Source organism: Aeromonas sp. S9(2024), assembly GCF_041403185.1.
Lineage (GTDB): Bacteria > Pseudomonadota > Gammaproteobacteria > Enterobacterales > Aeromonadaceae > Aeromonas > Aeromonas enteropelogenes.
Map to the genome: position 1 here is coordinate 204,073 of NZ_JBGLRE010000002.1, position 20,607 is coordinate 224,679.

19 protein-coding genes and 2 tRNA genes are annotated in these 20,607 nt (G+C 57.9%); 9 read left to right on the forward strand and 12 right to left on the reverse strand.

What is annotated here, in order from left to right; genetic code table 11:
• Positions 1-35: 35 nt before the first annotated feature.
• Positions 36-479 (reverse strand): inhibitor of vertebrate lysozyme family protein, encoded by a 444-nt coding sequence (locus tag ACB028_RS04195; RefSeq protein WP_371143589.1) that lies wholly within the window; start codon positions 477-479, stop codon positions 36-38.
• 564 nt (positions 480-1,043) lie between these two features.
• On the opposite strand from ACB028_RS04195, the gene ACB028_RS04200 reads away from it, so the two are divergent.
• The 5 genes from ACB028_RS04200 to ACB028_RS04220 all read left to right on the forward strand — a co-directional run bounded on the left by ACB028_RS04200 (position 1,044) and on the right by ACB028_RS04220 (position 7,192).
• A complete protein-coding gene (locus ACB028_RS04200) occupies positions 1,044-2,018 on the forward strand; it encodes an autoinducer 2 ABC transporter substrate-binding protein (RefSeq protein WP_042072935.1) in 975 nt (324 codons plus the stop codon).
• Positions 2,019-2,116: 98 nt separating this feature from the next.
• Complete coding sequence (locus tag ACB028_RS04205; protein WP_371143590.1) at positions 2,117-3,613, forward strand: sugar ABC transporter ATP-binding protein; 1,497 nt, start codon at positions 2,117-2,119, stop codon at positions 3,611-3,613.
• Entirely contained in the window at positions 3,606-4,589 is a 984-nt protein-coding gene (locus ACB028_RS04210) for an ABC transporter permease (RefSeq protein WP_026458385.1), read from the forward strand. Before ACB028_RS04205 ends, ACB028_RS04210 begins: the two co-directional genes overlap by 8 nt.
• Positions 4,590-4,600: 11 nt before the next feature.
• On the forward strand, positions 4,601-5,548 hold the full coding sequence (locus ACB028_RS04215; RefSeq protein ID WP_342026214.1) for an ABC transporter permease: 948 nt from the start codon (positions 4,601-4,603) through the stop codon (positions 5,546-5,548).
• A gap of 9 nt (positions 5,549-5,557) precedes the next feature.
• Positions 5,558-7,192 (forward strand): FGGY-family carbohydrate kinase, encoded by a 1,635-nt coding sequence (locus ACB028_RS04220; RefSeq protein WP_371143591.1) that lies wholly within the window; start codon positions 5,558-5,560, stop codon positions 7,190-7,192.
• A gap of 157 nt (positions 7,193-7,349) precedes the next feature.
• Here ACB028_RS04220 and ACB028_RS04225 read toward each other — a convergent pair whose 3' ends face one another.
• The 7 genes from ACB028_RS04225 to ACB028_RS04255 form a co-directional block, all read right to left on the reverse strand.
• The gene (locus ACB028_RS04225; protein ID WP_371143592.1) at positions 7,350-8,561 is read right to left on the reverse strand and encodes a NupC/NupG family nucleoside CNT transporter; all 1,212 of its coding nucleotides are present in this window, start codon (positions 8,559-8,561) and stop codon (positions 7,350-7,352) included.
• 348 nt (positions 8,562-8,909) lie between these two features.
• Positions 8,910-9,335, reverse strand: coding sequence for a glutaredoxin-dependent arsenate reductase (gene arsC, locus ACB028_RS04230; protein ID WP_371143593.1), 426 nt, complete (start codon positions 9,333-9,335; stop codon positions 8,910-8,912).
• 61 nt (positions 9,336-9,396) lie between these two features.
• Positions 9,397-10,461, reverse strand: coding sequence for an ACR3 family arsenite efflux transporter (gene arsB, locus ACB028_RS04235; RefSeq protein ID WP_371143594.1), 1,065 nt, complete (start codon positions 10,459-10,461; stop codon positions 9,397-9,399).
• Positions 10,462-10,562: 101 nt separating this feature from the next.
• Positions 10,563-12,326, reverse strand: a complete 1,764-nt coding sequence (gene arsA / locus ACB028_RS04240) for an arsenical pump-driving ATPase (RefSeq protein WP_371143595.1) — start codon at positions 12,324-12,326, stop codon at positions 10,563-10,565.
• A 46-nt stretch (positions 12,327-12,372) separates the two neighbouring features.
• Entirely contained in the window at positions 12,373-12,741 is a 369-nt protein-coding gene (gene arsD / locus ACB028_RS04245) for an arsenite efflux transporter metallochaperone ArsD (protein ID WP_371143596.1), read from the reverse strand.
• A gap of 4 nt (positions 12,742-12,745) precedes the next feature.
• A complete protein-coding gene (locus ACB028_RS04250; protein ID WP_342010112.1) occupies positions 12,746-13,114 on the reverse strand; it encodes a helix-turn-helix domain-containing protein in 369 nt (122 codons plus the stop codon).
• Between the two features lie 183 nt (positions 13,115-13,297).
• Positions 13,298-13,693, reverse strand: coding sequence for an META domain-containing protein (locus ACB028_RS04255; RefSeq protein ID WP_042027662.1), 396 nt, complete (start codon positions 13,691-13,693; stop codon positions 13,298-13,300).
• A gap of 158 nt (positions 13,694-13,851) precedes the next feature.
• Between ACB028_RS04255 and ACB028_RS04260 the strand changes: the two genes are divergently transcribed.
• Positions 13,852-14,331 carry a hypothetical protein gene (locus ACB028_RS04260; protein ID WP_042027664.1) on the forward strand — a complete coding sequence of 160 codons (480 nt, stop codon included), beginning with the start codon at positions 13,852-13,854 and terminating at the stop codon, positions 14,329-14,331.
• Between the two features lie 3 nt (positions 14,332-14,334).
• Here the strand turns inward: ACB028_RS04260 and ACB028_RS04265 are convergent, their stop codons facing one another.
• Both ACB028_RS04265 and ACB028_RS04270 read right to left on the reverse strand, forming a co-directional pair.
• Positions 14,335-14,814 (reverse strand): putative 4-hydroxy-4-methyl-2-oxoglutarate aldolase, encoded by a 480-nt coding sequence (locus ACB028_RS04265; RefSeq protein ID WP_042027665.1) that lies wholly within the window; start codon positions 14,812-14,814, stop codon positions 14,335-14,337.
• A gap of 39 nt (positions 14,815-14,853) precedes the next feature.
• Positions 14,854-15,255 (reverse strand): DUF3293 domain-containing protein, encoded by a 402-nt coding sequence (locus tag ACB028_RS04270; RefSeq protein WP_082043468.1) that lies wholly within the window; start codon positions 15,253-15,255, stop codon positions 14,854-14,856.
• 397 nt (positions 15,256-15,652) lie between these two features.
• Between ACB028_RS04270 and arcA the strand changes: the two genes are divergently transcribed.
• Entirely contained in the window at positions 15,653-16,372 is a 720-nt protein-coding gene (gene arcA / locus ACB028_RS04275; RefSeq protein ID WP_026456262.1) for a two-component system response regulator ArcA, read from the forward strand.
• 192 nt (positions 16,373-16,564) lie between these two features.
• Here arcA and ACB028_RS04280 read toward each other — a convergent pair.
• A tRNA-Gly gene (locus ACB028_RS04280) sits at positions 16,565-16,639 on the reverse strand.
• A gap of 92 nt (positions 16,640-16,731) precedes the next feature.
• Positions 16,732-16,805, reverse strand: a tRNA-Gly gene (locus ACB028_RS04285).
• A gap of 201 nt (positions 16,806-17,006) precedes the next feature.
• Here ACB028_RS04285 and cydD point away from each other — a divergent pair.
• Positions 17,007-18,776 carry a cysteine/glutathione ABC transporter permease/ATP-binding protein CydD gene (cydD, locus tag ACB028_RS04290; RefSeq protein ID WP_371143597.1) on the forward strand — a complete coding sequence of 590 codons (1,770 nt, stop codon included), beginning with the start codon at positions 17,007-17,009 and terminating at the stop codon, positions 18,774-18,776.
• Complete coding sequence (gene cydC, locus ACB028_RS04295) at positions 18,769-20,514, forward strand: cysteine/glutathione ABC transporter ATP-binding protein/permease CydC (protein WP_042072956.1); 1,746 nt, start codon at positions 18,769-18,771, stop codon at positions 20,512-20,514. The genes cydD and cydC overlap by 8 nt, the downstream gene beginning before the upstream one ends.
• Positions 20,515-20,607: the final 93 nt, after the last annotated feature.

Here is a 20,607-nt window from a genome sequence, read left to right on the forward strand (position 1 = left end):
CTCTGCCCGGGCAGAGGTTTTTTCATTTTCGATGCTTACTGCCAGTTGGGGTCGGCCTCAACCTGCTTCATCAGGGCGGCCTGCATCCCCTTGTCCGGCTGGCCGAGCCAGGTGTAGCGGGCGAACTTCGACGGGGTTTCGCGGGCAGCATCGGTATCCGGCAGATCAATCAGCACGCCCCACACCCGCTTGGCCTTGGCATCCACCAGCAGCTGCATGTAGTGGCTGGCACAGTCGTGGGGCTTGCAGACCGAGCCGCTCTGATAGGGGGTGCCGGCCAGCGCCTCAAGAGGCGTACTGGTGCCGCTGCCTGTGCGCACCCACTTGGGCAGGTTCTTGATGCCGTCCGTCGCCTTGGCCCAGGGGGCCTTGAAGTCCACCGAGAGCAACAGATCCGAGGTATAGGTGTCGGCGGCAAACGCTGGCACGGCACTGGCCAGCAGCAGGGAGATCGCAAAAGCACGAGAGAGACGGGTCATGGAAACTTCCTTCTTAGGTAATGCCTGAAAAACGCGCTCAGAGCGCACCGTCACGCTACTCCCTCCCCGGCTACCTGTCGACCACGAGAACATCAGGAGCCCGACATTAGACTTCGTCATTTTATGGCGTAATAAAGTAACAATCGTTCCCTTCAGAAGGAAAACGTTTTCCTTGTTTTTGCGCTGTTAGAGCCCTGTTGATAATCAAGTAGGTATAAACCAGCACATTATTTGTGATCAATCACTCATTTCCATTATTTCTTGAACGCAAGAAACTATCTATCTGCGCGTCTCAAAATTAACCCAACCCAGAATGCTAACTTATTGGTGGTTTTTTGTTTTACTTTTGTTTGACCCACCAAGAAAACAAGTAGTTATAATTCCACATCAGACCACTAAAAACCTAAATTTAACAATAATTTTTCTGCATATAAACATTAATGGACATAGCTCACATTTATTGAGGGGCCGGCGGATTTCCACTATTGCAAAACTTATATTTGCGCAGCCAGGCAGGAGGAATACCTGCTCTATCCACCCTACATGCAAATAAGGTGAACCAAGGTGAAAAAATCCATTTTCAAGATCGGTGCGCTCTCTCTGGCAATGCTATCTGCCGGTGTGGCGGCCAAAGATTACGAGATCGTCAACGTTGTGAAGGTGTCCGGCATCCCATGGTTCAATCAGATGAACAAGGGAATAGAGCAGGCAGCGACTGACCTTGGTGTGAATGCTCGCCAGGTTGGGCCTTCAACCCCGGATCCAGCCCAACAAGTAAAAATCATTGAAGATCTGATCGCCAAAGGCGTCGATGCCATCACTGTTGTTCCCAATGACGTCACTGTACTGGAACCCGTCTTCAAGAAAGCCCGTGAAAAAGGAATCGTGGTGTTAACCCATGAGTCGCCTGATAAACACAACGCAGACTGGGACATAGAGACACTGGACAACACCGCATATGCCAAAGCCACTATGGATGAGTTGGCCAAGCATATGGGGAATAAAGGTGGTTACGTTGTTTATGTAGGCTCTCTCACCGTTCCTCTACACAACAACTGGGCAGACCTCGCCATCGCGTATCAAAAAGAGGCTTACCCAGAGATGCATGAAGTCACCAGCCGAATGCCTGTCGCTGAAAGCGTTGATGCCTCATATGCCACTACCAATGACCTGATGAAAGCACATCCGGATATGAAGGGTATCGTCTCTTATGGGTCGCTGGGGCTGATCGGTGCAGGTGAAGCCATCAAGAAAAAGCGCGCCAAAGACAAGATCAACACCGTCGGGATCCTGATGCCAAGCCAGGCGGCTCCTTATCTGGTCCGTGGAGAGATAGACAAAGGCTTCTTGTGGAATCCTGCCGATGCCGGTTACGCCCTGGTTTCAGTGGCCAAAATGATGCTGGATGGCAAAGAGATCAAAGAGGGTCTGGAAATTCAGAACCTGGGCAAGGCCGAGGTCAATGCTGATACCAAGGTCATCAAATTCAACAAGATTCTGGAAGTAGACAAGACCAACGCCAGCAGCTTGGGATTCTAACTCCCTTCTCCGCATAAGGGTGAGTCAGGGGAATGGGGTGTCTGACTCACCTTCTTGTGAAACCTGTAGCCGTCCCTATATTCACCGGCAGGATATATATGTCGAACGAATTCATCACTCTCAAAAACATCTCCAAGCACTTTGATTCCGTCAGAGCACTGAGCAATATCAATATCAGTTTCAAGCGCGGTGAAGTGCATTGTCTCGCAGGTAAAAACGGCTGCGGCAAAAGCACGCTTTTCAAGGTGATATCAGGAGTTCATGCACCGGAGAGCGGGGCCCGAATTATCATTGATGGACAGGAATACAATCGCCTGACCCCCCAGCAGTCTCTCGAACATGGTGTGCAGGTTATCTATCAGGATCTCTCCTTGTTTCCCAATCTCACCGTGTTCGAAAACATAGCCATTCAGGATCATATGAAGTGGTATCGGGGATTTGCCAGCAATACGCGACTAAAGCAGATCGCCAGACATGCCATGTCCACAGTCGGTGTCGATTTACCATTGGACAAACGGGTGGAACAACTATCTATCGCTCAATGCCAGCTTGTCGCCATCTGCCGAGCCATGGCTGCCGATGCCAAACTGGTGATCATGGATGAACCCACTGCCTCCCTGACTCGAAGCGAAGTGAACAACCTGATAAAAGTTGTGGCAGACCTGAAAGCCAGAGGTATTACCGTTGTGTTTGTGAGTCACAAGCTCGACGAAGTCATGGAGATTTCTGATCGCATTACCGTGATCCGTGACGGGGAAACCGTTGGAACCTTTGAAGCCAATGCAGTGGATAGTGATGAACTGGCATTTTTGATGACGGGACAGCGTTTCGAATTCACGCCCATCGGAGATTTCACACCGAAATCTGATGGTGGCGATGTTCGCCTGACGACCGACAAGCTCTCAAGAAAGGGGCAATTTTACGATATCGATCTGGTGCTACGTGCAGGTGAAATTGTCTCCATTACCGGACTACTGGGGTCGGGACGAAGCGAACTGTGCCTGTCGTTGTTTGGCATGACCAAACCTGACAGCGGTGTCATCACCATCAATGGCGAATCTGTCAGCTTTAACAACAACCGCGACGCCATTGCCAAAGGCATTGGTTACGTGACTGAAGACCGCATGAGTACCGGGCTGGTGATGGCCCAGAGCATCGCCGATAACACGACGGCAACCATTCTTCCCGACTTATCCCACCATGGCATGCTGGATCATGATAAAGCCAAGAGGCTGGTCAACCAGCTCATCAAATCTCTTGCCATCAAGGTTGCCGACCCCGCGTTGCCGGTAACCAGTCTCTCTGGTGGCAATGCCCAGCGTATTGCCATCGCCAAATGGATTGCCGCCAATCCCCAGATCCTGATCCTGGATTCACCCACAGTGGGCGTCGATATTGCGAATAAAGAGAGCATCTACCAAATCGCTCGGGATTTAGCCGCACAAGGGATAGCCATTCTGATGGTCAGTGATGAAATTCCAGAGGTTTATTACAACAGCCACAGGGTGATTGTGATGAAAGAAGGGCGTTTCACTCATGAGTTCACACCTTCAAATTGTACAGAGCAGGAGATTATGGAGGCCGTCAATGCTTGATATACGAAGCCTGTTCAAGCACCACGAATTTTATCTGGCGGTACTTATTGTGCTATTGATGACGGGTTTGAATGTCGGCACAACAGACTTTATGACGCTGGGCAATATCTTTGACATGACGGTAAGCTCAGCCATTTTGGGGATCATGGCCTGTGGTCTGTTTGTCGTGCTGATCGCCGGAGGCATCGATATATCATTCCCCGCCACTGCCGCTATTGCCCAATATGTCATGGCCAGCTATATCCTCGCCAACGGAGGCAACTTCACTCTTGCCTTTATCATTGCGGCGGCTGTTGGCTCTCTCCTCGGCATACTTAACGCCGTACTGGTATACCGGCTCAAGGTCCCCGCCATCATCATCACCATCGCCATGTTGAATGTCTATTTTGGTTTGCTGATATACATCAGCAACGGTGAATGGCTCTATGGCTTCCCTGAATGGTTTATGGAAGGGACCGAATTGCTGAGCTTCACTGGCAATGACGGCTACGACTATGGCCTGAATCTGCCGATCATGGCACTGCTGATCACTATCATCTTCACCTCCCTGCTGATGAACAAAACCCGTATCGGTCGACAAATCTATGCAATGGGAGGCAACAGCGATGCCGCAGGCCGCATTGGCATCAACCTGTTTGCTCTACATCTGTTTGTCTATGGCTATATGGGAGCCTTGGCAGGCATAGCAGCCGTTGTACAGACCCAGATTACGCAATCAGTTGCGCCCAACTCCCTCATGGGTTTCGAATTGACTGTGCTGGCAGCGGTAGTATTGGGTGGGGCCAGCATGACTGGCGGCAAAGGCACCTTGTTAGGTGTCATCCTTGGGGTCGCCTTGCTGGCCATTCTCAAGAATGGATTGACGCTGCTGAATGTTCCGTCTTACTGGCACACCGTCGTGACCGGCTTGATCATCCTCCTGAGTATCAGCATTACCGCCCTGAATGAAAAACGACAGGCACAACAGGAGGCCTAATGGACGCATTAATGAATACCCTGAAGCTGCCAACGGACAGAAACATCCGCTATCTGCTGGTGATTATGGCCATCATCTTCCTCCTGATGGCCCTGAGCTCGGGAGCCACCTTCTTTTCAATGGCCAACTTGCAGTCCATGTCATCCCAGATGCCACTGCTGGGGATCCTGGCACTGGCGATGATGGTGTGCATGTTGACCGGTGGTATCAATCTGTCGATCATCGCGACGACCAACGCTTGTGCATTGGTGATGGCCAGTATTATTACCGGCGGCCCGGAAAACACCCCGGTGTTGATCACCGCGATGGCAGCCGGTTTGGCGACTGCCATCGCGGTAGGGTTGGCCAATGGATTCTTGATTGCTTATATCGGTGTCTCACCAATCTTGGCGACCCTGGGCATGATGACCTTCATCAACGGCCTGAATGTACTGATCTCCGGGGGAAGCGTGATCTCCGGTTTTCCGGAGGCCTTGCTTACGCTAGGCAATGGTTCCATTCTCGGGATCCCCATGCCCCTCGTGCTGTTTGCCCTATTTGCTCTGGGCCTGTGGGCCATGCTGGAGCATACCCCATTGGGCCGGACCATTTACCTAATTGGTTCCAACGAAAAAGCCAGCCGCTTTTCCGGTATCAATACCCAGAAATCTCTGATGTATGTCTATGTAGTCTCTTCGGTGCTGTGCTGGGTCGCGGCATTGATCATGATGGCCAAGTTCAACTCGGCAAAGGCAGGCTATGGCGAGTCATATTTGCTGGTTGCCATCCTGGCCTCCGTATTGGGAGGTATCAACCCTGATGGCGGTTTCGGTCGCATCATAGGCATCTGTCTGGCTCTTATCGTGCTACAGACCCTGGAAAGTGGTCTCAATCTGTTGGGTGTTTCAAGTTACCTGACCATGGCCCTTTGGGGGGGCATCCTCATTCTTTTCATCGCCCTGCAAAAGTACAAAGCATAGGAACCCGTTATGAGTAGTTATTTTATCGGTGTGGATGTGGGTAGCGGCAGTGCCCGGGCCGGCGTATTCGATATCTATGGTCGCAAGACCGGTGAGGCCAAACGTAATATTCAAGTCTTCAAGCCCAGCGCCAATTTTGTTGAACAGTCATCCGATGATATCTGGCAATGCGTCTGCATGGCCGTACGTGATGCCGTATCCCAGGCCAACATAGAGCCTATTCAGGTCAAAGGTATTGGTTTTGATGCAACGTGCTCCTTGGTCGTACTTGATCAACAGGGCCAGCCACTGACCGTCAGCCCCACAGGGCGACAAGAACAAAACATCATCATGTGGATGGATCATCGCGCTATTGCACAAGCAGATAGGATCAATGCTGGCAAGCATCCTGTACTGGCTTTCGTCGGCAATACCATTTCCCCCGAGATGCAAACCCCCAAGCTTTTGTGGCTGAAACAACACATGCCATCGACTTGGGCTAAAGCCGGATATTTCTTCGATCTGCCAGATTTTCTGACCTGGAAATCGACCGGAGACAACAGTCGTTCTCTATGCTCCACAGTATGCAAATGGACCTACATGGGACATAAAGAACGATGGGACAGAAGCTTTTTTGAATCTATTGGCCTTGATGATCTGCTACGCAACAATGCGCACGCAATAGGCTCGGATATTCGCCCCATGGGACAGCCTGCTGGTAATGGTCTGACCCGCCAAGCAGCTCAGGAATTGGGGCTGGTCATTGGTACCTGGGTAGGCACCTCCATTATTGATGCTCATGCTGGAGGCATTGGTGTATTAGGTGCCGCGGGTACCACCGGAGAAGCCGCCGATTTCAACAAACGTCTGGCATTGATCGGGGGAACATCTTCTTGCCATATGACAGTGTCAAAAACCGCACGCTTTATTGATGGTATCTGGGGAGCTTATTACAGTGCCATGATCCCGGGGTATTGGCTCAACGAGGGGGGACAATCCGCAACCGGTGCGCTTATCGATCATGTCATCACCGCCCATCCATGCTACGAACAAGCAGTCTCACAAGCTGATGCCGCCGGGCTCACCATCTATGAACTGCTCAATGAGTTGTTGCTCCAACTAGCTGGCAGTAAAGAAGATATTGCTTACCTGACCAAGGATCGTCATGTGCTTCCTTACTTCCACGGCAATCGCTCACCCCGCGCCAACCCACACCTGACGGGCTCAATGACAGGGTTGACCATGAACCGAACTCTGGAAGATATGGCACTACAGTATCTAGCCACGATTCAAGCTATCGCCTTGGGTACCCGGCATATCATTGAGGTCAAAAACGCGGCAGGTTACGAGATAGATACCATCATGGGATGTGGCGGAGGAACCAAAAACCCTGTTTTCATTCAAGAACATGCGAATGCAACAGGGTGTGCCATGTTACTACCGGAAGAGAGTGAAGCCGTCTTGCTTGGGTCTGCCATGCTGGGAGCAGTGGCTGCAGGCTTTTATGCTGACATCCCTGATGCCATGAATGCCATGAGCCGTATCGGTAAAACAGTCACTCCCCAGGCCAACAAGAGCAAACGCTACTACGATGCCAAGTACCGGGTATTTCAGCAGATGTATGAGGACGATTGCCACTATAAGGCCATGATGGCCGAATTTTGATGGACTAACGTCAGCGAACAGCAAAGTGACATTACTGGAATAGAAAAGCGGCTCATGCCGCTTTTCTATTTTTGTGGTTATGAAGAATCACCCTCTCCACAAAAACAACACCCCGCCGCGTCGGGTGACGGGCGGGGTGTGATAGCGCACGACCCTATCAGGCCAAGGAGACGAAGATCCCCGCCAGGGTGGCGCTCATCAGGTTGGCCAGGGTGGCGGCCAGTACGGCGCGCAGGCCCATGCTGGCCACATCGTGGCGGCGCTCAGGGGCCAGGGTACCGATGGAGCCAAGCTGCACCGCAATCGATCCCAGGTTGGCAAAGCCGCACAGGGCGAAGGTGATGATGATCTGGGAGTGGGCGCTCAACTGATCCTTGATGGAGGCGAAGTCCAGATAGGCGACGAACTCGTTCATGATCACCTTCTGACCGATAAGCGATCCTGCCGCCATCATCTCGTCAGCCGGCACACCAATCAGCCAGGCCACCGGGGCAAACAGGTAACCGAGCAGCTGCTGCAGGGTGAGCGCGCTCCAGCCGAACCACTCGCCGACCATGGTGAGGCCGGCATTGATCATGGTGATGACGCTGACGAAGGCCAGCAAGATGGTGCCGATGGCCACGGCGATCTTCATGCCGTTCATGGCACCGCCCGCCAGGGCATCAATGGCGTTGCTGTAGTCGCTCTTGTCGAGGGTGATCTCGTCCTGCTCGCGCACCCGCTCCTGCTCGGGCACCAGGAGCTTGGCCATCAACAGGCCCCCCGGCGCAGCCATAAAGGAGGCAGCAATGAGGTATTTAAGCTCCACGCCAAGACCGGCGTAGCCGCCCAGCACCGAGCCTGCCACCGAGGCCATGCCGCAGGTCATCACCGCAAAGAGCTCGGAGCGAGTCATGCCAGCCAGGAAGGGGCGAATAAGCAGCGGGGATTCCCCCTGAGAGAGGAAGATATTGCCGGTGGCCACCAGGGATTCGGCGCGGCTGGTGCCGAGCAGGTGGTGAATGCCACCACCCAGCACCCGGATCACCCACTGCATGATGCCGAAGTGATAGAGCACGGCAATCAGCGCACTGATGAAGATAACCAGCGGCAGCACCCGCACGGCGAAGATAAAGCCGTTGGTCGCCAGATCGCCGAACACGAAGCGGATGCCGCTGTCGGCAAAACCGAGCAGGGCGGAGACGCCATTGCTCATGGCACCGAGCATGATTTGACCGGGGGGGAAATAAAGCACCAGAGCGGCAAAACCGGTCTGCAGGGCGAGCGCCCCCAGCACGGTTCGCCAACGGATGGCACGGCGGTTTTCACTCGCCAGCCAAGCGATAAACATCAGGGCCAGCATACCGACCAGACTCAATAACAGTGTCATCTTGCACCTATGAAGAGAGGAGTTTCATACGGCAAGTCTGCAGACGGGTGTCGCGAGACGGTCAGGCGGGAGGCGTGCCGACCCACGCGACACACAGACCACAAACCTACAGGTTAGTGGCGGGTCCCATCCTGGGGTCATTCACGTTCCGGGTGACAGCATGTATCGGGTGACGCCAGCGCCGTCGCGAGGAGAAATGCGGCCGGGTGGCAGGTCGGGCGGCGATGGTACAGTGATTGGCATCACAGAAAAAGCGGTAAAACGATTGGCAGGGGCAACTTTTTCAAAAAGAGCACGGGTCCCACCCGAAACAGGGTAAAACCCGGCCCGTCGAAGGGGTTTAAGGGGTTACTTGAGACGCTTGCCCTGCTCATCCACCACCAGCTCGCCATCTTCCTTGGCGAAGGCCCCTTTTTGCTGATCGGGCAATATATCGAGCACCAGCTCCGACGGGCGGCACAGTCTGGTGCCAAGGGGCGTCACGACGATGGGGCGGTTGATGAGGATCGGGTGGGCCAGCATGGCGTCGATCAGTGCGTCATCGCTGAAGCGATCTTCCGCCAGAGCGAGCGCCTCGTAAGGGGGCACGTTCTTGCGCAGCAGCTCGCGCACCGGCATCCCCATGGCGGCGATCAGGACCACCAGCTGATCGCGGGAGGGGGGCGTCTCCAGATAGTGGATGACGGTCGGCTCGACGCCGCTGTTGCGAATAAGCTCGAGGGTGTTGCGGGAGGTGCCACATTCCGGATTGTGATAGATGGTGATTGCACTCATTGGCATGTCTCTCATGACTCAAGTGGATAGAAAATGGATAGCATCAGTTAGCGGCCATCTGTTAACGGCTTAGCCCCGCTTCGTACCAGGGTTTGCTGGCGTTGACGATGCGCACCACCAGCAACATGACCGGCACCTCGATCAGCACCCCGACCACGGTGGCAAGCGCCGCGCCGGAGTGAAAGCCGAACAGGCTGATGGCGGCGGCTACCGCCAGCTCGAAGAAGTTGGAGGCACCGATAAGGGCAGAGGGACAGGCCACCGAGTGCTTCTCCCCCACCTTGCGGTTGAGCCAGTAAGCCAATCCCGAGTTGAACAACACCTGGATCAGGATCGGCACCGCCAACAGGGCGATGACCAGCGGTTGCTCAATGATGGCGTTGCCCTGAAAGGCGAACAGCAGCACCAGGGTGAGCAGCAGGGCCGCCACCGACCAGGGCTGGATGCGGGTCATGATGCCGTCAAAATGGGCCTCTCCCTTTTTCAGCAAAGCCTTGCGCAGCAGCTGGGCGATGATGACCGGAATGACAATGTAGAGCACCACAGAGGTGAGCAGGGTATCCCAAGGCACCACTATGCTGGAGACCCCGAGCAGCAGCGCCACCAGCGGAGCGAAGGCAAACACCATGATGAGGTCGTTCACCGCCACCTGCGACAGGGTGAAGTAGGGATCGCCGTTGGTCAGCCGACTCCAGACAAACACCATGGCGGTGCAGGGGGCAGCCGCCAGCAGGATCAGCCCCGCCACATAGCTGTCGAGCTGATCCGCCGGCAACCAGTCGGCAAACAGCACCCGGATGAAGAGCCAGCCGAGGAAGGCCATGGAGAAGGGCTTGACCAGCCAGTTGATAAAGAGGGTGACCCCAATCCCCTTGAGGTGCCCCTTCACTTGATGCAGGGCACCAAAGTCTATCTTGAGCAACATGGGGATGATCATCACCCAGATCAGCAGCCCCACCGGCAGGTTGACTTTGGCCACCTCCATGGCGCCGATGGCCTTGAAGAGATCCGGCAAGCCCTGCCCGAGCCCAATCCCCACCAGAATGCAGAGGGCCACCCAGGCGGTGAGGTAACGTTCAAAAAAGCCAATCGCCGGTTGGCTCTTGGCATCACAGGTTGCAGACATGAGGGCTCCCGATGCGGTCATCCCGCATCTCTTTCGTTAACGACAAATGTTCATCAGCCCCGACCACGCGGCCGGGGCCCTTGTTCAGTGATGCTGACTGTTCAGTGGTGCTGACAGAGGCGGCGCAGGGCGTCCGCCCCCACCGGCTCCTCGGCCAAGAGCGGCACTACGGCAAAGCGGCTGGCGTGCTGCCGTTCGACCGCCTCGATATGGGGCTGTTGCCCCTCGGCCCGCCGCAGCAACAGGGGGGATCTCACCTCGCTCTGCTGCAAGCTGTGGTTGACCAGCCAGGCCCAGGGCTCGATGCCGGCGCGGCGCAGATCGGCCTGCAGATTGGCCGCCTCCTGCACCGGGGTGGGCTCGGGCAGGGTGACGATCAGCACCTTGGTCTGTTTGGGGTCCTGCAGCTGCATCATGGGGGTGGTGAAGTGCAGCCCCTTGCTCCCCATCTGGCGGGCAATCTCCCTGTGGTAGGCGCCGGTGGCGTCGAGCAGCAACAGGGTGTGGCCAGTGGGAGCGGTATCCATCACCACGAAGCGCTTGCCCGCCTCGCGAATGATGCGCGAGAAGGCCTGAAACACGGCGATCTCCTCGGTACAGGGGGAGCGCAAGTCCTCCTCCAGCAGCGCCCGCCCCTGCTCGTCCAGCGCAGCCCCCTTGGTGGCCAGCACCTGAGCACGATAACGCTCGGTCTCGACGTGGGGATCGATGCGGCTCACCTCGAGATGGGGAAGTGTGCCAGCCAGCGTCTCGCCGAGGTGCGCGGCGGGATCCGAGGTGGTAAGGTGAACCGGCAGGCCGCGGCTCGCCAGCTCCACCGCTACCGCAGCGGCCAGGGTAGTCTTGCCCACCCCGCCCTTGCCCATCAGCATGATGAGGCCGTGACCGTCGGCGGCCAGCTCATCCACCAGGGTACCGAGCTCGGGCCGGGTGCCCTGGAGAGGGGATGAAGCAGCAGGGGCCAACTCGCAAACCACCTGCGGCTGCAGCAGCTGGCGCAGGCTCTCTAGCCCCACCAGATTGGTGGCAAGGAGGGGGATCTGATCCTGCGTAAGCCCTCTGATCCCCGGCGCCATGGCGGCAAGGGCCTGCTGTTCGCGCTGCCAGAGGGCCTGCGCCAGCCCGTCACCAACGATGGCCGACTCCGGAAAGAGCCCATTGATCACCAGCTGCTGGTTCGCCAGACCGATGGCCGCCAGCTCCTCATGGGTGCGGGCAACTTCCCGCAAGGTGGAATGCTGGGCGCGCGCCACCAGCACCAGCCGGGTTTGCGTACCGTCACAGAGCGCGGCGACAGCCTCGGCATACTGGCTGCGCTGTTTCTCCAGCCCCGCCAGCGGGCCCAGGCAGGAGGCATCCCCCTTGCCCTGCGCCAGAAATTCGCTCCAGGCCCCCGGCAGCTGCAGCAGGCGGATGGTGTGGCCGGTGGGGGCGGTGTCGAAGAGGATATGGTCGTACTCCGAGCGCAGCGCCGGGTCGGTGAGCAGGGCGGTGAACTCGTCAAAGGCGGCGATCTCGGTGGTGCAGGCGCCGGAGAGCTGCTCCTCTATGCTGCGCACCACGCGCTCGGGCAACTTGCCGCGCACCGGGCCGACGATCCGCTCCCGATAGGCTTTGGCCGCCGCCGGGGGATCTATCTCCAGCGCCGACAAACCGGGCACAGCGGCGATGGCGGTGATGCGATTGCCGATCCCGGTGGCAAACACCTGCCCCACGTTGGAGGCGGGATCCGTGCTCACCAGCAGCACCCGCTTGCCGGCATCGCACAGGGCGACCGCACTGGCGCAAGCCAGCGAGGTCTTGCCCACCCCGCCCTTGCCGGTGAAAAAGAGAAACGGCGGCGGACTGCTTAGAAACTGGTACATAGACTCTCCTGTCGGCTCAAGGGCATGGTTCCGGAACTCTCCGGACTTAACAGCAACCACTGCCAGGACGGCAGCCACCTTTCACTATGCCCTTGATGGTGGCCTGCGGCGCAGGCAGCCCGGCATAGCGGGCCAGCTCGCCGCGGCTCGGATAACGGCCGGTCAGTACCACCTGACCATCCACCAGCACCAGCGGCAACCCTTCCTCTCCGGCGTGGGTCAGAAAGGCGCAGACCGCTGGTGTTTCGGCAAACTGCAGCGGCTGCTGGGCCAGATTGAAACGCTCGATGGCAACGCCCTGCTCCCTGGCCCAGGCCAGATCGGCGGCAAAGGTAACCAAGGCCTGATCGACCTTGGTGCCACAGACACCGTTGGCACAGCAGAGCGCAGGGTCGAATATCTGGATGACTGACATGGCATTACTCCTTGTTGCAGCAGGACTGCGCGGGCAAAACATGGGGGGAGCAAGTAGACTCGGCGCGCATCACGCCACACGCCTCCGGGTGGCCGGCGCAGCACTCCTCGGTGAGATAGCCGATAAGATCCAGCATCAGGGGAATATTGGCGCGGTAGCGCAGGAAGCGCCCCTCCTGTTCCACCGACAAGAGGCCGGCATTGAGCATCGCCTTGAGATGAAACGACAGGGTGTTGGGGGCGATGTCGAGCTCGCTGGCCAGTTCTCCGGCCACCTTTCCCTCCAGCCCGGCCTTGACCAGCAGGCGCCACACATCGAGCCGGATGCCGGATGCGAGCGATTCGAATACCTTGGTGGCCACTTCTCTGTTCATCTTGAACCCTCGGCTGCAATCTTCATTTCAACTATACAAGAATTATTGAAATGATCAATTTGCCGACACAACCAAACAAGACTCTCATCGCGGAAACAAAGCGGCCCAGTTGCGACGAGATATGCCAGAAACAGCAACGCCCTCCAAAAGGAGGGCGTTGCCACGGCCGAAAAACCGGCGCCGTTACTTGGCCGGCACGGCGTTGAAGGTCAGCAGCTCCGCCTTGTTGGCATCGCTCAGGGTAAGCTGGTTGCCATTGATGGTGTAGCTGGCAACCTTCTCCAGAGTCTGCAGGTACTCCATCTCCTTGCCCATCTGATCCCCGATGCACATCATGCGGGTAGCCCCCATGGGGCCCAGCGCCAGAACACCGTCACCCTGCTTGGTGATGGCGCCAAAAAAGCGGTTGCAGGCGCCCTTGCCCGCCACCTTGCCGTCTGCAACATGCAAAGTGAAGGTATCGCCGGTTGCACCTTGCAACTGCCAATCGGATGCCTGCAGTTGAGCCATGTTGGAACCCGTTGCCACGGCGCAGCCTCCCAGGGCCAGAGCGGCCAGTAATATCAGCTTCTTGCTCATGAATTCACCTCTTAATGATTAGAACCATCAATTCGACCGCCTGTTTACCACGGTATGGGACTCAGGCCAACGAAATTTATTGTGATCCGAGTCCCCTTTACTAACAGCTGGCATGTGCCATGCTTGGATCCAGTTCCGGACCCATGGAGGGGAAACGAATGGTCAGATCGCTCATCATCACGCTGCTTGCATCCTGCGCCAGCATGGCCGTTCAGGCCGCCGACTGGGATCTCTTCAAGCAGGAGTCGGACCCCGCGCTTTACATGAAGAGCTACTCCGGGGTGCTGCTCAATCAGCAGGCTCATCACAGCGACAGTTTTGATCTCTGGCTGGTCAACAGCGGCTATCAGTACCCGGTGATGGATGATATGACTGTTTTCATGGAGGCCGGCCCGGCGGTGGCGGATCAGAACCGCCAATCCGGCTTCAACATGAGCTCGGGGGTGCGCTACCAGCTCTCCCCCTCCATCCATATTGGCAGCCAGATCACCCACTTGGCACTCGACCAAGAGAGCACCCTGCTGGAACTCAACTCCAGCCTGCTGCTGACCCCCAGACTCTCCCTCACCGCCAACTATGGCATTGGCGCCTTTACGGCCGAGCAGGCACTCACTTTGGGAGTCGGCTTTACCTTCTGATCATCAGAGCAGCGGTGTGGCACTCACTACCACGCCGTTGCGATCCGCGTAGACATAATCCCCTTCGTGAATGGTCACTCCGGCAAAACTGACCACGGCGCCGAGTTCTCCCAGTCCCCGCTTCTCGGTTTTGACCGGACAGGCCGCCAACGCCTTGACTCCGAGCGCCAGGGTCGCCAGAGTCCCCACATCCCGGGCGGCACCGTGGATCAAAATGCCTTCCCACCCCTGCTCCACCGCCTTGATAGCCAGCTGATCCCCAAGCAGGGCGCGGCGCAAGGAGCCGCCACCGTCGATCACCATCACCTGCCCCTGGCCAGGGCGCGTCACCAGCTCCCGCACCAAGCTGTTGTCTTCGTAACAGGAGAGGGTAACGGCGCGGCCGTAAAAAATATCCTTACCGCCAAAATCCTGAAACACGGGGTCGGCCACTTGCAGCACATCACCGTGCTGATCGCAGAGGTCGGGCAGTAGATCCAGCATGATTTGATTCCTTTCAGATGCATGAAGGTGTTCATTCTTTCATCGGATTGGCGTTCTGGCAATCCAGTAGGATTCAATATTGCCCAAACAAACTGCTGTGTTTTCAATCAATACCGGTACCAGCCAAAGCTGCCCTTCCTCTACCCAGTAGAGGGCATTCTGGCCGAAACGGACCGCCAGCTCGCAGGCCCGCGCCAGCGGCAACGCCACCGCCAGCGATGACTCGCGCCACTGCTCATCAGGGGAAGATCCCCACAAGGGGCCGGCTACGCTCTCCCCTTCCAGTTGCCGCCACAAGGCCCTTTCACGGCGCAGGTTGCGACGTTCACTCATCGGCTGACTGGCAGGATTCCAGGCGGTGATAATGGCAAAAGCAGGCCAGGGAGGCGGCTCAAATGGCGCAATAAAGCGGATTTTCTTGTAGTTTTCCCACAAAATCATGTCAATCACATGTTACATTCCATTACATTTAATAGGGGTAAAAATCGTCATCAGGCCAAGTATCATGCTGTGAACTTGGGGTTTGACCTATATCAAAACAGAGTTAAAAAGTTGCTATCTGACAGCAAAGAGTGTTGTTATGCTCCTGTTAACTGATAAAATACCGCAACTTTCCGTCATGGATGACCTTTCCGGGCTTCTCTTTATCAGATTTGTTGGGAGCCAAAATGTGGCACAGGGATGTTTGCCAATGCTGATGCCAAATTCGCGATATTCCGACCTGACTCTCATACCCAGGATGACGTAATTAATTTTCAGGATCAGTCAGGAATTCGGCTTGATACGCCAAAGAGTGTTAAATTTAAGATAATTAACTGATAAGAATCTGGGAATTTTCATGCAAACACCACACATTCTGATCGTCGAAGACGAACTGGTCACCCGTAACACCCTGAAAAGCATCTTTGAGGCTGAAGGTTATGTCGTGCTCGAGGCCAACAATGGCGACGAGATGCACCAGGCCCTCACTTCCCACACCATCAATCTGGTGATCATGGACATCAACCTGCCGGGCAAGAATGGCCTGTTGCTGGCCCGTGAACTGCGTGAAAACGACAACATCGCCCTGATGTTCCTGACTGGCCGCGACAACGAAGTGGACAAGATCCTGGGTCTGGAGATCGGTGCCGACGACTATATCACCAAGCCGTTCAACCCGCGCGAGCTGACCATCCGTGCCCGCAACCTGCTGAGCCGCACCATGAATGTGGCCGCTGGCGGCGAAGAGAAAAAGCTGGTCGAGCGTTACCTGTTCAACGGCTGGGCGCTGGACATCAACAGCCGTGCCCTGGTCAGCCCCACCGGCGACATGTTCAAGCTGCCGCGCTCCGAGTTCCGCGCCATGCTGCACTTCTGCGAAAACCCGGGTCAGATCCAGACTCGTGCCGAGCTGCTCAAGAAGATGACCGGCCGCGAGCTCAAGCCCCACGACCGTACCGTGGACGTGACCATCCGCCGCATTCGCAAGCACTTCGAGAGCGTGGGCGACACCCCGGAGATCATCGCCACCATCCATGGCGAAGGCTACCGCTTCTGTGGCGAGCTGGAGCAGGAATAAGGCTCTTTGCAACGCATTAGAAAAAGGCGCCCTCGGCGCCTTTTTCATTTCTTCGCTCCGGATTTCATCCCTTCGCCACCTAGCAATCAGTGGAAATGGTTCACCCTGACCAAAAGGCAGGCAGTGAAGTCTGGAAGCAATGGGAGAGAAAGCAAAAAGCCCACTCGCAGGAGTGGGCTTTTGACTGGAAGCTGGAGCGGGCAGCGGGAATCGAACCCGCATCATCAGCTTGGAAGGCTGAGGTAATAGCCATTATACGATGCCCGCCTGGCATCAAAACTCGTTCTGGTGTGAGGGAATACCCACGACAGACAGCCTGCTGGCTGGGGTGACAACAGCCTTGGCTGCCATCTGGAATTTGGAGCGGGTGATGGGAATCGAACCCACGTATGCAGCTTGGGAAGCTACCGTTCTACCATTGAACTACACCCGCGTCAGGGCTCCTACTATATGCATTTTGCCGCCGAGCGCAATGCTACCTCCGTCAATTTTTTCAATAAATCAATCTGTTCGGACAAGGATTGAACAGGCGGTTGCTTTTTCAGCCAAACATTTAGAACACAGATAATTTACAAGGTTGCCAAGGCCAAACGGCAAGGATAGTCTTGCGCCACTCGACGCGAGGATGGTGGTAATGGATAAAAAAACGCAAAAACGTCTCTATGGCTGGTTGCGCAAGCAATCGAGTCACGGTCGCCGCTGGATCGGCCTCTCCATCGCATTTGGCCTGGGCCAGGGCGTGCTGATGGTGGCGCAGGCCTGGCTGCTGGCGACCCTGCTGCATGGCTTCATCATCGAAGGGTCGACTCCGGAGCAATCCATCCCGCTCTTTATTACCCTGCTGCTGGTGACCCTCGGCAAGGCAGTGCTGGCCTATGGCCGCGAAGTGACCAGTTTTCAGGCGGGCAGCGCGGTGCGCCAGACCATCCGCGAGCTGGTGCTCACCCGCCTCGGCCGGCTCGGCCCTGCCTATATCCAGCGCCGCCCGGCCGGCAGCTGGGCCAGCTTGCTGCTGGAACAGATTGAAAACATGCAGGATTTCTTCTCCCGCTATCTGCCGCAGATGGCCATCGCCGTCTTTATACCTTTAGTGATCCTGGTGGCCGTGTTCCCGGTCAACTGGGCCGCGGGCCTTATTCTGCTGGGTACGGCGCCGCTTATTCCGGTCTTCATGATCCTGGTGGGGGTCGGCGCCGCCGATGCCAACCGCCGCAACTTCCAGGCACTGGCCCGTCTCTCCGGCCACTTCCTCGATCGCCTCAAGGGCTTGCGCACCCTGCAACTCTTCATGCGCACCCAGGCGGAAGGGGAAGCCATTCGCGATGCCTCGGAAGATTTTCGCGAGCGCACCATGGAAGTGCTGCGCCTGGCGTTTCTCAGCACCGCCGTGCTGGAGTTCTTTGCCGCCCTCTCGGTGGCTCTGGTAGCCGTCTACTTTGGCTTCTCCTATATCGATCACCTGAACTTCGGCCACTATGGCAGCAAGGTGACCCTCTTTACCGGCCTGTTCGTACTGTTCCTCGCCCCCGAGTTCTACGCGCCCCTGCGCGAGCTCGGCGCCCACTATCACGCCAAGGCGCAGGCCATCGGCGCCGCCGAACAGTTGCTGGAATTTCTCGAGGCCGAGGTGAGTGAACCGGCCTCTGGCAACGCGCCTTTTCAAGCAGACAGCCCCATCCGGGTGGAAGCACGCGCCCTCGAGGTGTTGAGCGCCGAGGGCAAGGTGCTGGTCGGCCCCCTCGACTTCACCCTGGAAGCTGGTTCACGCACCTCCCTTATCGGTGTCAGCGGCGCAGGCAAGAGCTCGCTGGTCAACGCCCTGCTCGGCTTTGCCCCCTATCGAGGCGAGCTCAAGGTCAACGGTCAGGAGCTGGCTACCCTCGACATGAGCCAGTGGCGCCTGCAGCTGGGCTGGCTCTCCCAGAACCCCCAGCTGTTCCACGCCTCCTTGCGGGACAACCTGTTGCTGGCCAAGCCATCGGCCAGCGACGCCGAGCTGGAAGATGCCCTGAAACGGGCCCAGGCGTGGGAATTTGCCATGGAGAAGGGGCTCGACTATCCGGTGGGGGATCAGGCAGGTGGCCTCTCCGTCGGTCAGGCCCAGCGCCTGGCGCTGGCCCGTACCCTGCTCAAATCCACCCAGCTGATGGTGCTGGATGAACCCACCGCCAGCCTGGATCGCCACTCCGAGCGCGCCATCATGACCACGCTGGAGCAGGCCATGGCCGATCAGACCCTGTTGATGATCACCCACCGCCTCGATCAGCTCACCAAGATGGACAAGATCCTGGTGCTGGAGCGCGGCAAGCTGGTGGAAGAAGGCAGCTTCCAGCAACTCAGTACCGCGCAGGGGCCCTTTGCCCGCCTGCTGTCCCAACGTAACGAGGGTTCTCTCGATGACTGATCTCTTGCCGTTTCTGCGCCTCTACCGCCAGCACTGGCTCAGCCTATCCATCGGTCTGCTGCTGGCACTGGTGACCCTGGCGGCCGGGATGGGGCTCTTGTCACTCTCCGGCTGGTTCCTCTCCGCCGCCGCCGTGGCGGGGATGGCGGCCGCCACCCGCGATCACTTCAACTACATGACGCCGGCAGGCGGGGTGCGCTTCTTCTCCATCATCCGCACCGCCGGACGCTGGGGTGAGCGGGTAGTCAGCCACGATGCCACCTTCCGGGTACTGACCCGGCTGCGAGTCTGGTTCTGGCAAAAGCTCTCGCCCCTTGCCACCGGCGCCCTGGCCGGGTTTCGCCAGGCAGATCTGCTCAACCGCCTGGTGGCCGACATCGATGCGATGGACCACGTCTACCTGCGCCTGCTCACCCCCATAGGGGCGGCCCTGCTCAGCAGCGCCGGCCTGGTGCTCTTCCTCTCCTTTTTTGACAGCGAGCTGGCCCTCACTCTGGGCGCTATCCTGCTGTTTGGCATGATCGCCCTGCCGCTGGTGTTCTACTTCCTCGGCCGCAAACCCGGGCAGGCGCTGATCGCCGAAAAATCGAGTCTGCGCACCCGCATGGTGGACTATCTGGACGGTCAGGCCGAGCTGCAGATGTTCGCCGCCGCCCCCAAGGCCCTTGGCGAGCTGCAACAGGCAGAACAGGCCCTGCTGCGCGCCCAGGCCCGCATGGCCAGGGTGAGCGGACTGGCCAACGCCTCGGTGCAGCTGCTCAGCGGCTGGACCCTGACCCTGATGCTGTGGCTGGCAGGCCATGGCGTGGCAGGAGCGACGCCGGATCCCATCACGGCGCTGATGGTGTTTGCCACCCTGGCGAGCTTCGAGGCCCTGATGCCGCTGGCCGGCGCCTTCCAGCACCTCTCCACCAGCCTCACCTCAGCCCGCCGCCTCAACGAGGTCCTGCAGGAGGCCAAGGCTCCCGAGTGGGGGGAGGAGGAGCGTCACGCTCCCCAGGGCGCCCTGCAGATCAACGACCTCTATTTCGGCTACCCCGGCAACCCCCATCCGGTGCTGCGTGGCTGCACCCTGCAACTGCATGCTGGCGAGAAGCTGGCGCTGCTGGGCCAGACCGGCTGCGGCAAGTCCACCCTGATGGGGCTGCTGACCCGCGAATGGAGCCCGCAGGCGGGCAAGATCCTGCTTGATGGCAAGCCGCTGACCGCTTACAGCGAAGGGGCGCTGCGCGCCTCCATCTCGGTGGTGAGCCAGCGGGTGCACCTGTTTGCCGATACCCTGCGCGGCAACCTCAAGCTCGCCGCCCCCGACGCGAGCGACGAACAGCTGGTCGAGGTACTGAACCGGGTAGGCCTTGGCAACCTGCTGGAGGATGATGAAGATCTGAGCGATACCGGCCTCAATGCCTGGCTCGGGGATGGCGGCCGACCGCTCTCCGGCGGTGAGCGGCGCCGCATCGGCATCGCCCGCGCCCTGCTGCACGACGCCCCGCTCTGGTTGCTGGACGAGCCGACCGAAGGGCTCGACAGCCAGACCGAGCGGGAGATCATGGCGCTGCTGTTCGAGCTGGGGGCGGATCGCACCCTGCTGCTCATCTCCCACCGCCTGCTGGGGCTGGAGCGGATGGACAGGATCGCCCTGATGGAAGAGGGCCAGATCCGCCTGTGTGCCCCCCATCAGGCCCTGCTGGCCGACGATTACTACCGCAGCCTGCACCAGCGGCTGGCGCCGGTCTGACCGGGGTCACACCCTGACGCCATGGCGCGAGAGGGGGCTGGTCGCCACCGACGACTGGCCCCTATAATGTCCTCTCCTTATTCGACAAGATGC

What these genes read in the sequence shown, in the direction of transcription:
- arsB (WP_371143594.1), bottom strand. Translation starts at nt 10,461, where the DNA reads ATGTCTGCAACCTGTGATGCCAAGAGCCAACCGGCGATTGGCTTTTTT.
- ACB028_RS04215 (WP_342026214.1), top strand. Translation starts at nt 4,601, where the DNA reads ATGAATACCCTGAAGCTGCCAACGGACAGAAACATCCGCTATCTGCTG.
- ACB028_RS04220 (WP_371143591.1), top strand. Translation starts at nt 5,558, where the DNA reads ATGAGTAGTTATTTTATCGGTGTGGATGTGGGTAGCGGCAGTGCCCGG.
- arsC (WP_371143593.1), bottom strand. Translation starts at nt 9,335, where the DNA reads ATGAGTGCAATCACCATCTATCACAATCCGGAATGTGGCACCTCCCGC.
- cydD (WP_371143597.1), top strand. Translation starts at nt 17,007, where the DNA reads ATGGATAAAAAAACGCAAAAACGTCTCTATGGCTGGTTGCGCAAGCAA.
- ACB028_RS04205 (WP_371143590.1), top strand. Translation starts at nt 2,117, where the DNA reads ATGTCGAACGAATTCATCACTCTCAAAAACATCTCCAAGCACTTTGAT.
- ACB028_RS04255 (WP_042027662.1), bottom strand. Translation starts at nt 13,693, where the DNA reads ATGAGCAAGAAGCTGATATTACTGGCCGCTCTGGCCCTGGGAGGCTGC.
- arcA (WP_026456262.1), top strand. Translation starts at nt 15,653, where the DNA reads ATGCAAACACCACACATTCTGATCGTCGAAGACGAACTGGTCACCCGT.
- ACB028_RS04225 (WP_371143592.1), bottom strand. Translation starts at nt 8,561, where the DNA reads ATGACACTGTTATTGAGTCTGGTCGGTATGCTGGCCCTGATGTTTATC.
- ACB028_RS04260 (WP_042027664.1), top strand. Translation starts at nt 13,852, where the DNA reads ATGGTCAGATCGCTCATCATCACGCTGCTTGCATCCTGCGCCAGCATG.
- arsA (WP_371143595.1), bottom strand. Translation starts at nt 12,326, where the DNA reads ATGTACCAGTTTCTAAGCAGTCCGCCGCCGTTTCTCTTTTTCACCGGC.
- ACB028_RS04195 (WP_371143589.1), bottom strand. Translation starts at nt 479, where the DNA reads ATGACCCGTCTCTCTCGTGCTTTTGCGATCTCCCTGCTGCTGGCCAGT.
- cydC (WP_042072956.1), top strand. Translation starts at nt 18,769, where the DNA reads ATGACTGATCTCTTGCCGTTTCTGCGCCTCTACCGCCAGCACTGGCTC.
- arsD (WP_371143596.1), bottom strand. Translation starts at nt 12,741, where the DNA reads ATGTCAGTCATCCAGATATTCGACCCTGCGCTCTGCTGTGCCAACGGT.
- ACB028_RS04270 (WP_082043468.1), bottom strand. Translation starts at nt 15,255, where the DNA reads ATGATTTTGTGGGAAAACTACAAGAAAATCCGCTTTATTGCGCCATTT.
- ACB028_RS04210 (WP_026458385.1), top strand. Translation starts at nt 3,606, where the DNA reads ATGCTTGATATACGAAGCCTGTTCAAGCACCACGAATTTTATCTGGCG.
- ACB028_RS04265 (WP_042027665.1), bottom strand. Translation starts at nt 14,814, where the DNA reads ATGCTGGATCTACTGCCCGACCTCTGCGATCAGCACGGTGATGTGCTG.
- ACB028_RS04250 (WP_342010112.1), bottom strand. Translation starts at nt 13,114, where the DNA reads ATGAACAGAGAAGTGGCCACCAAGGTATTCGAATCGCTCGCATCCGGC.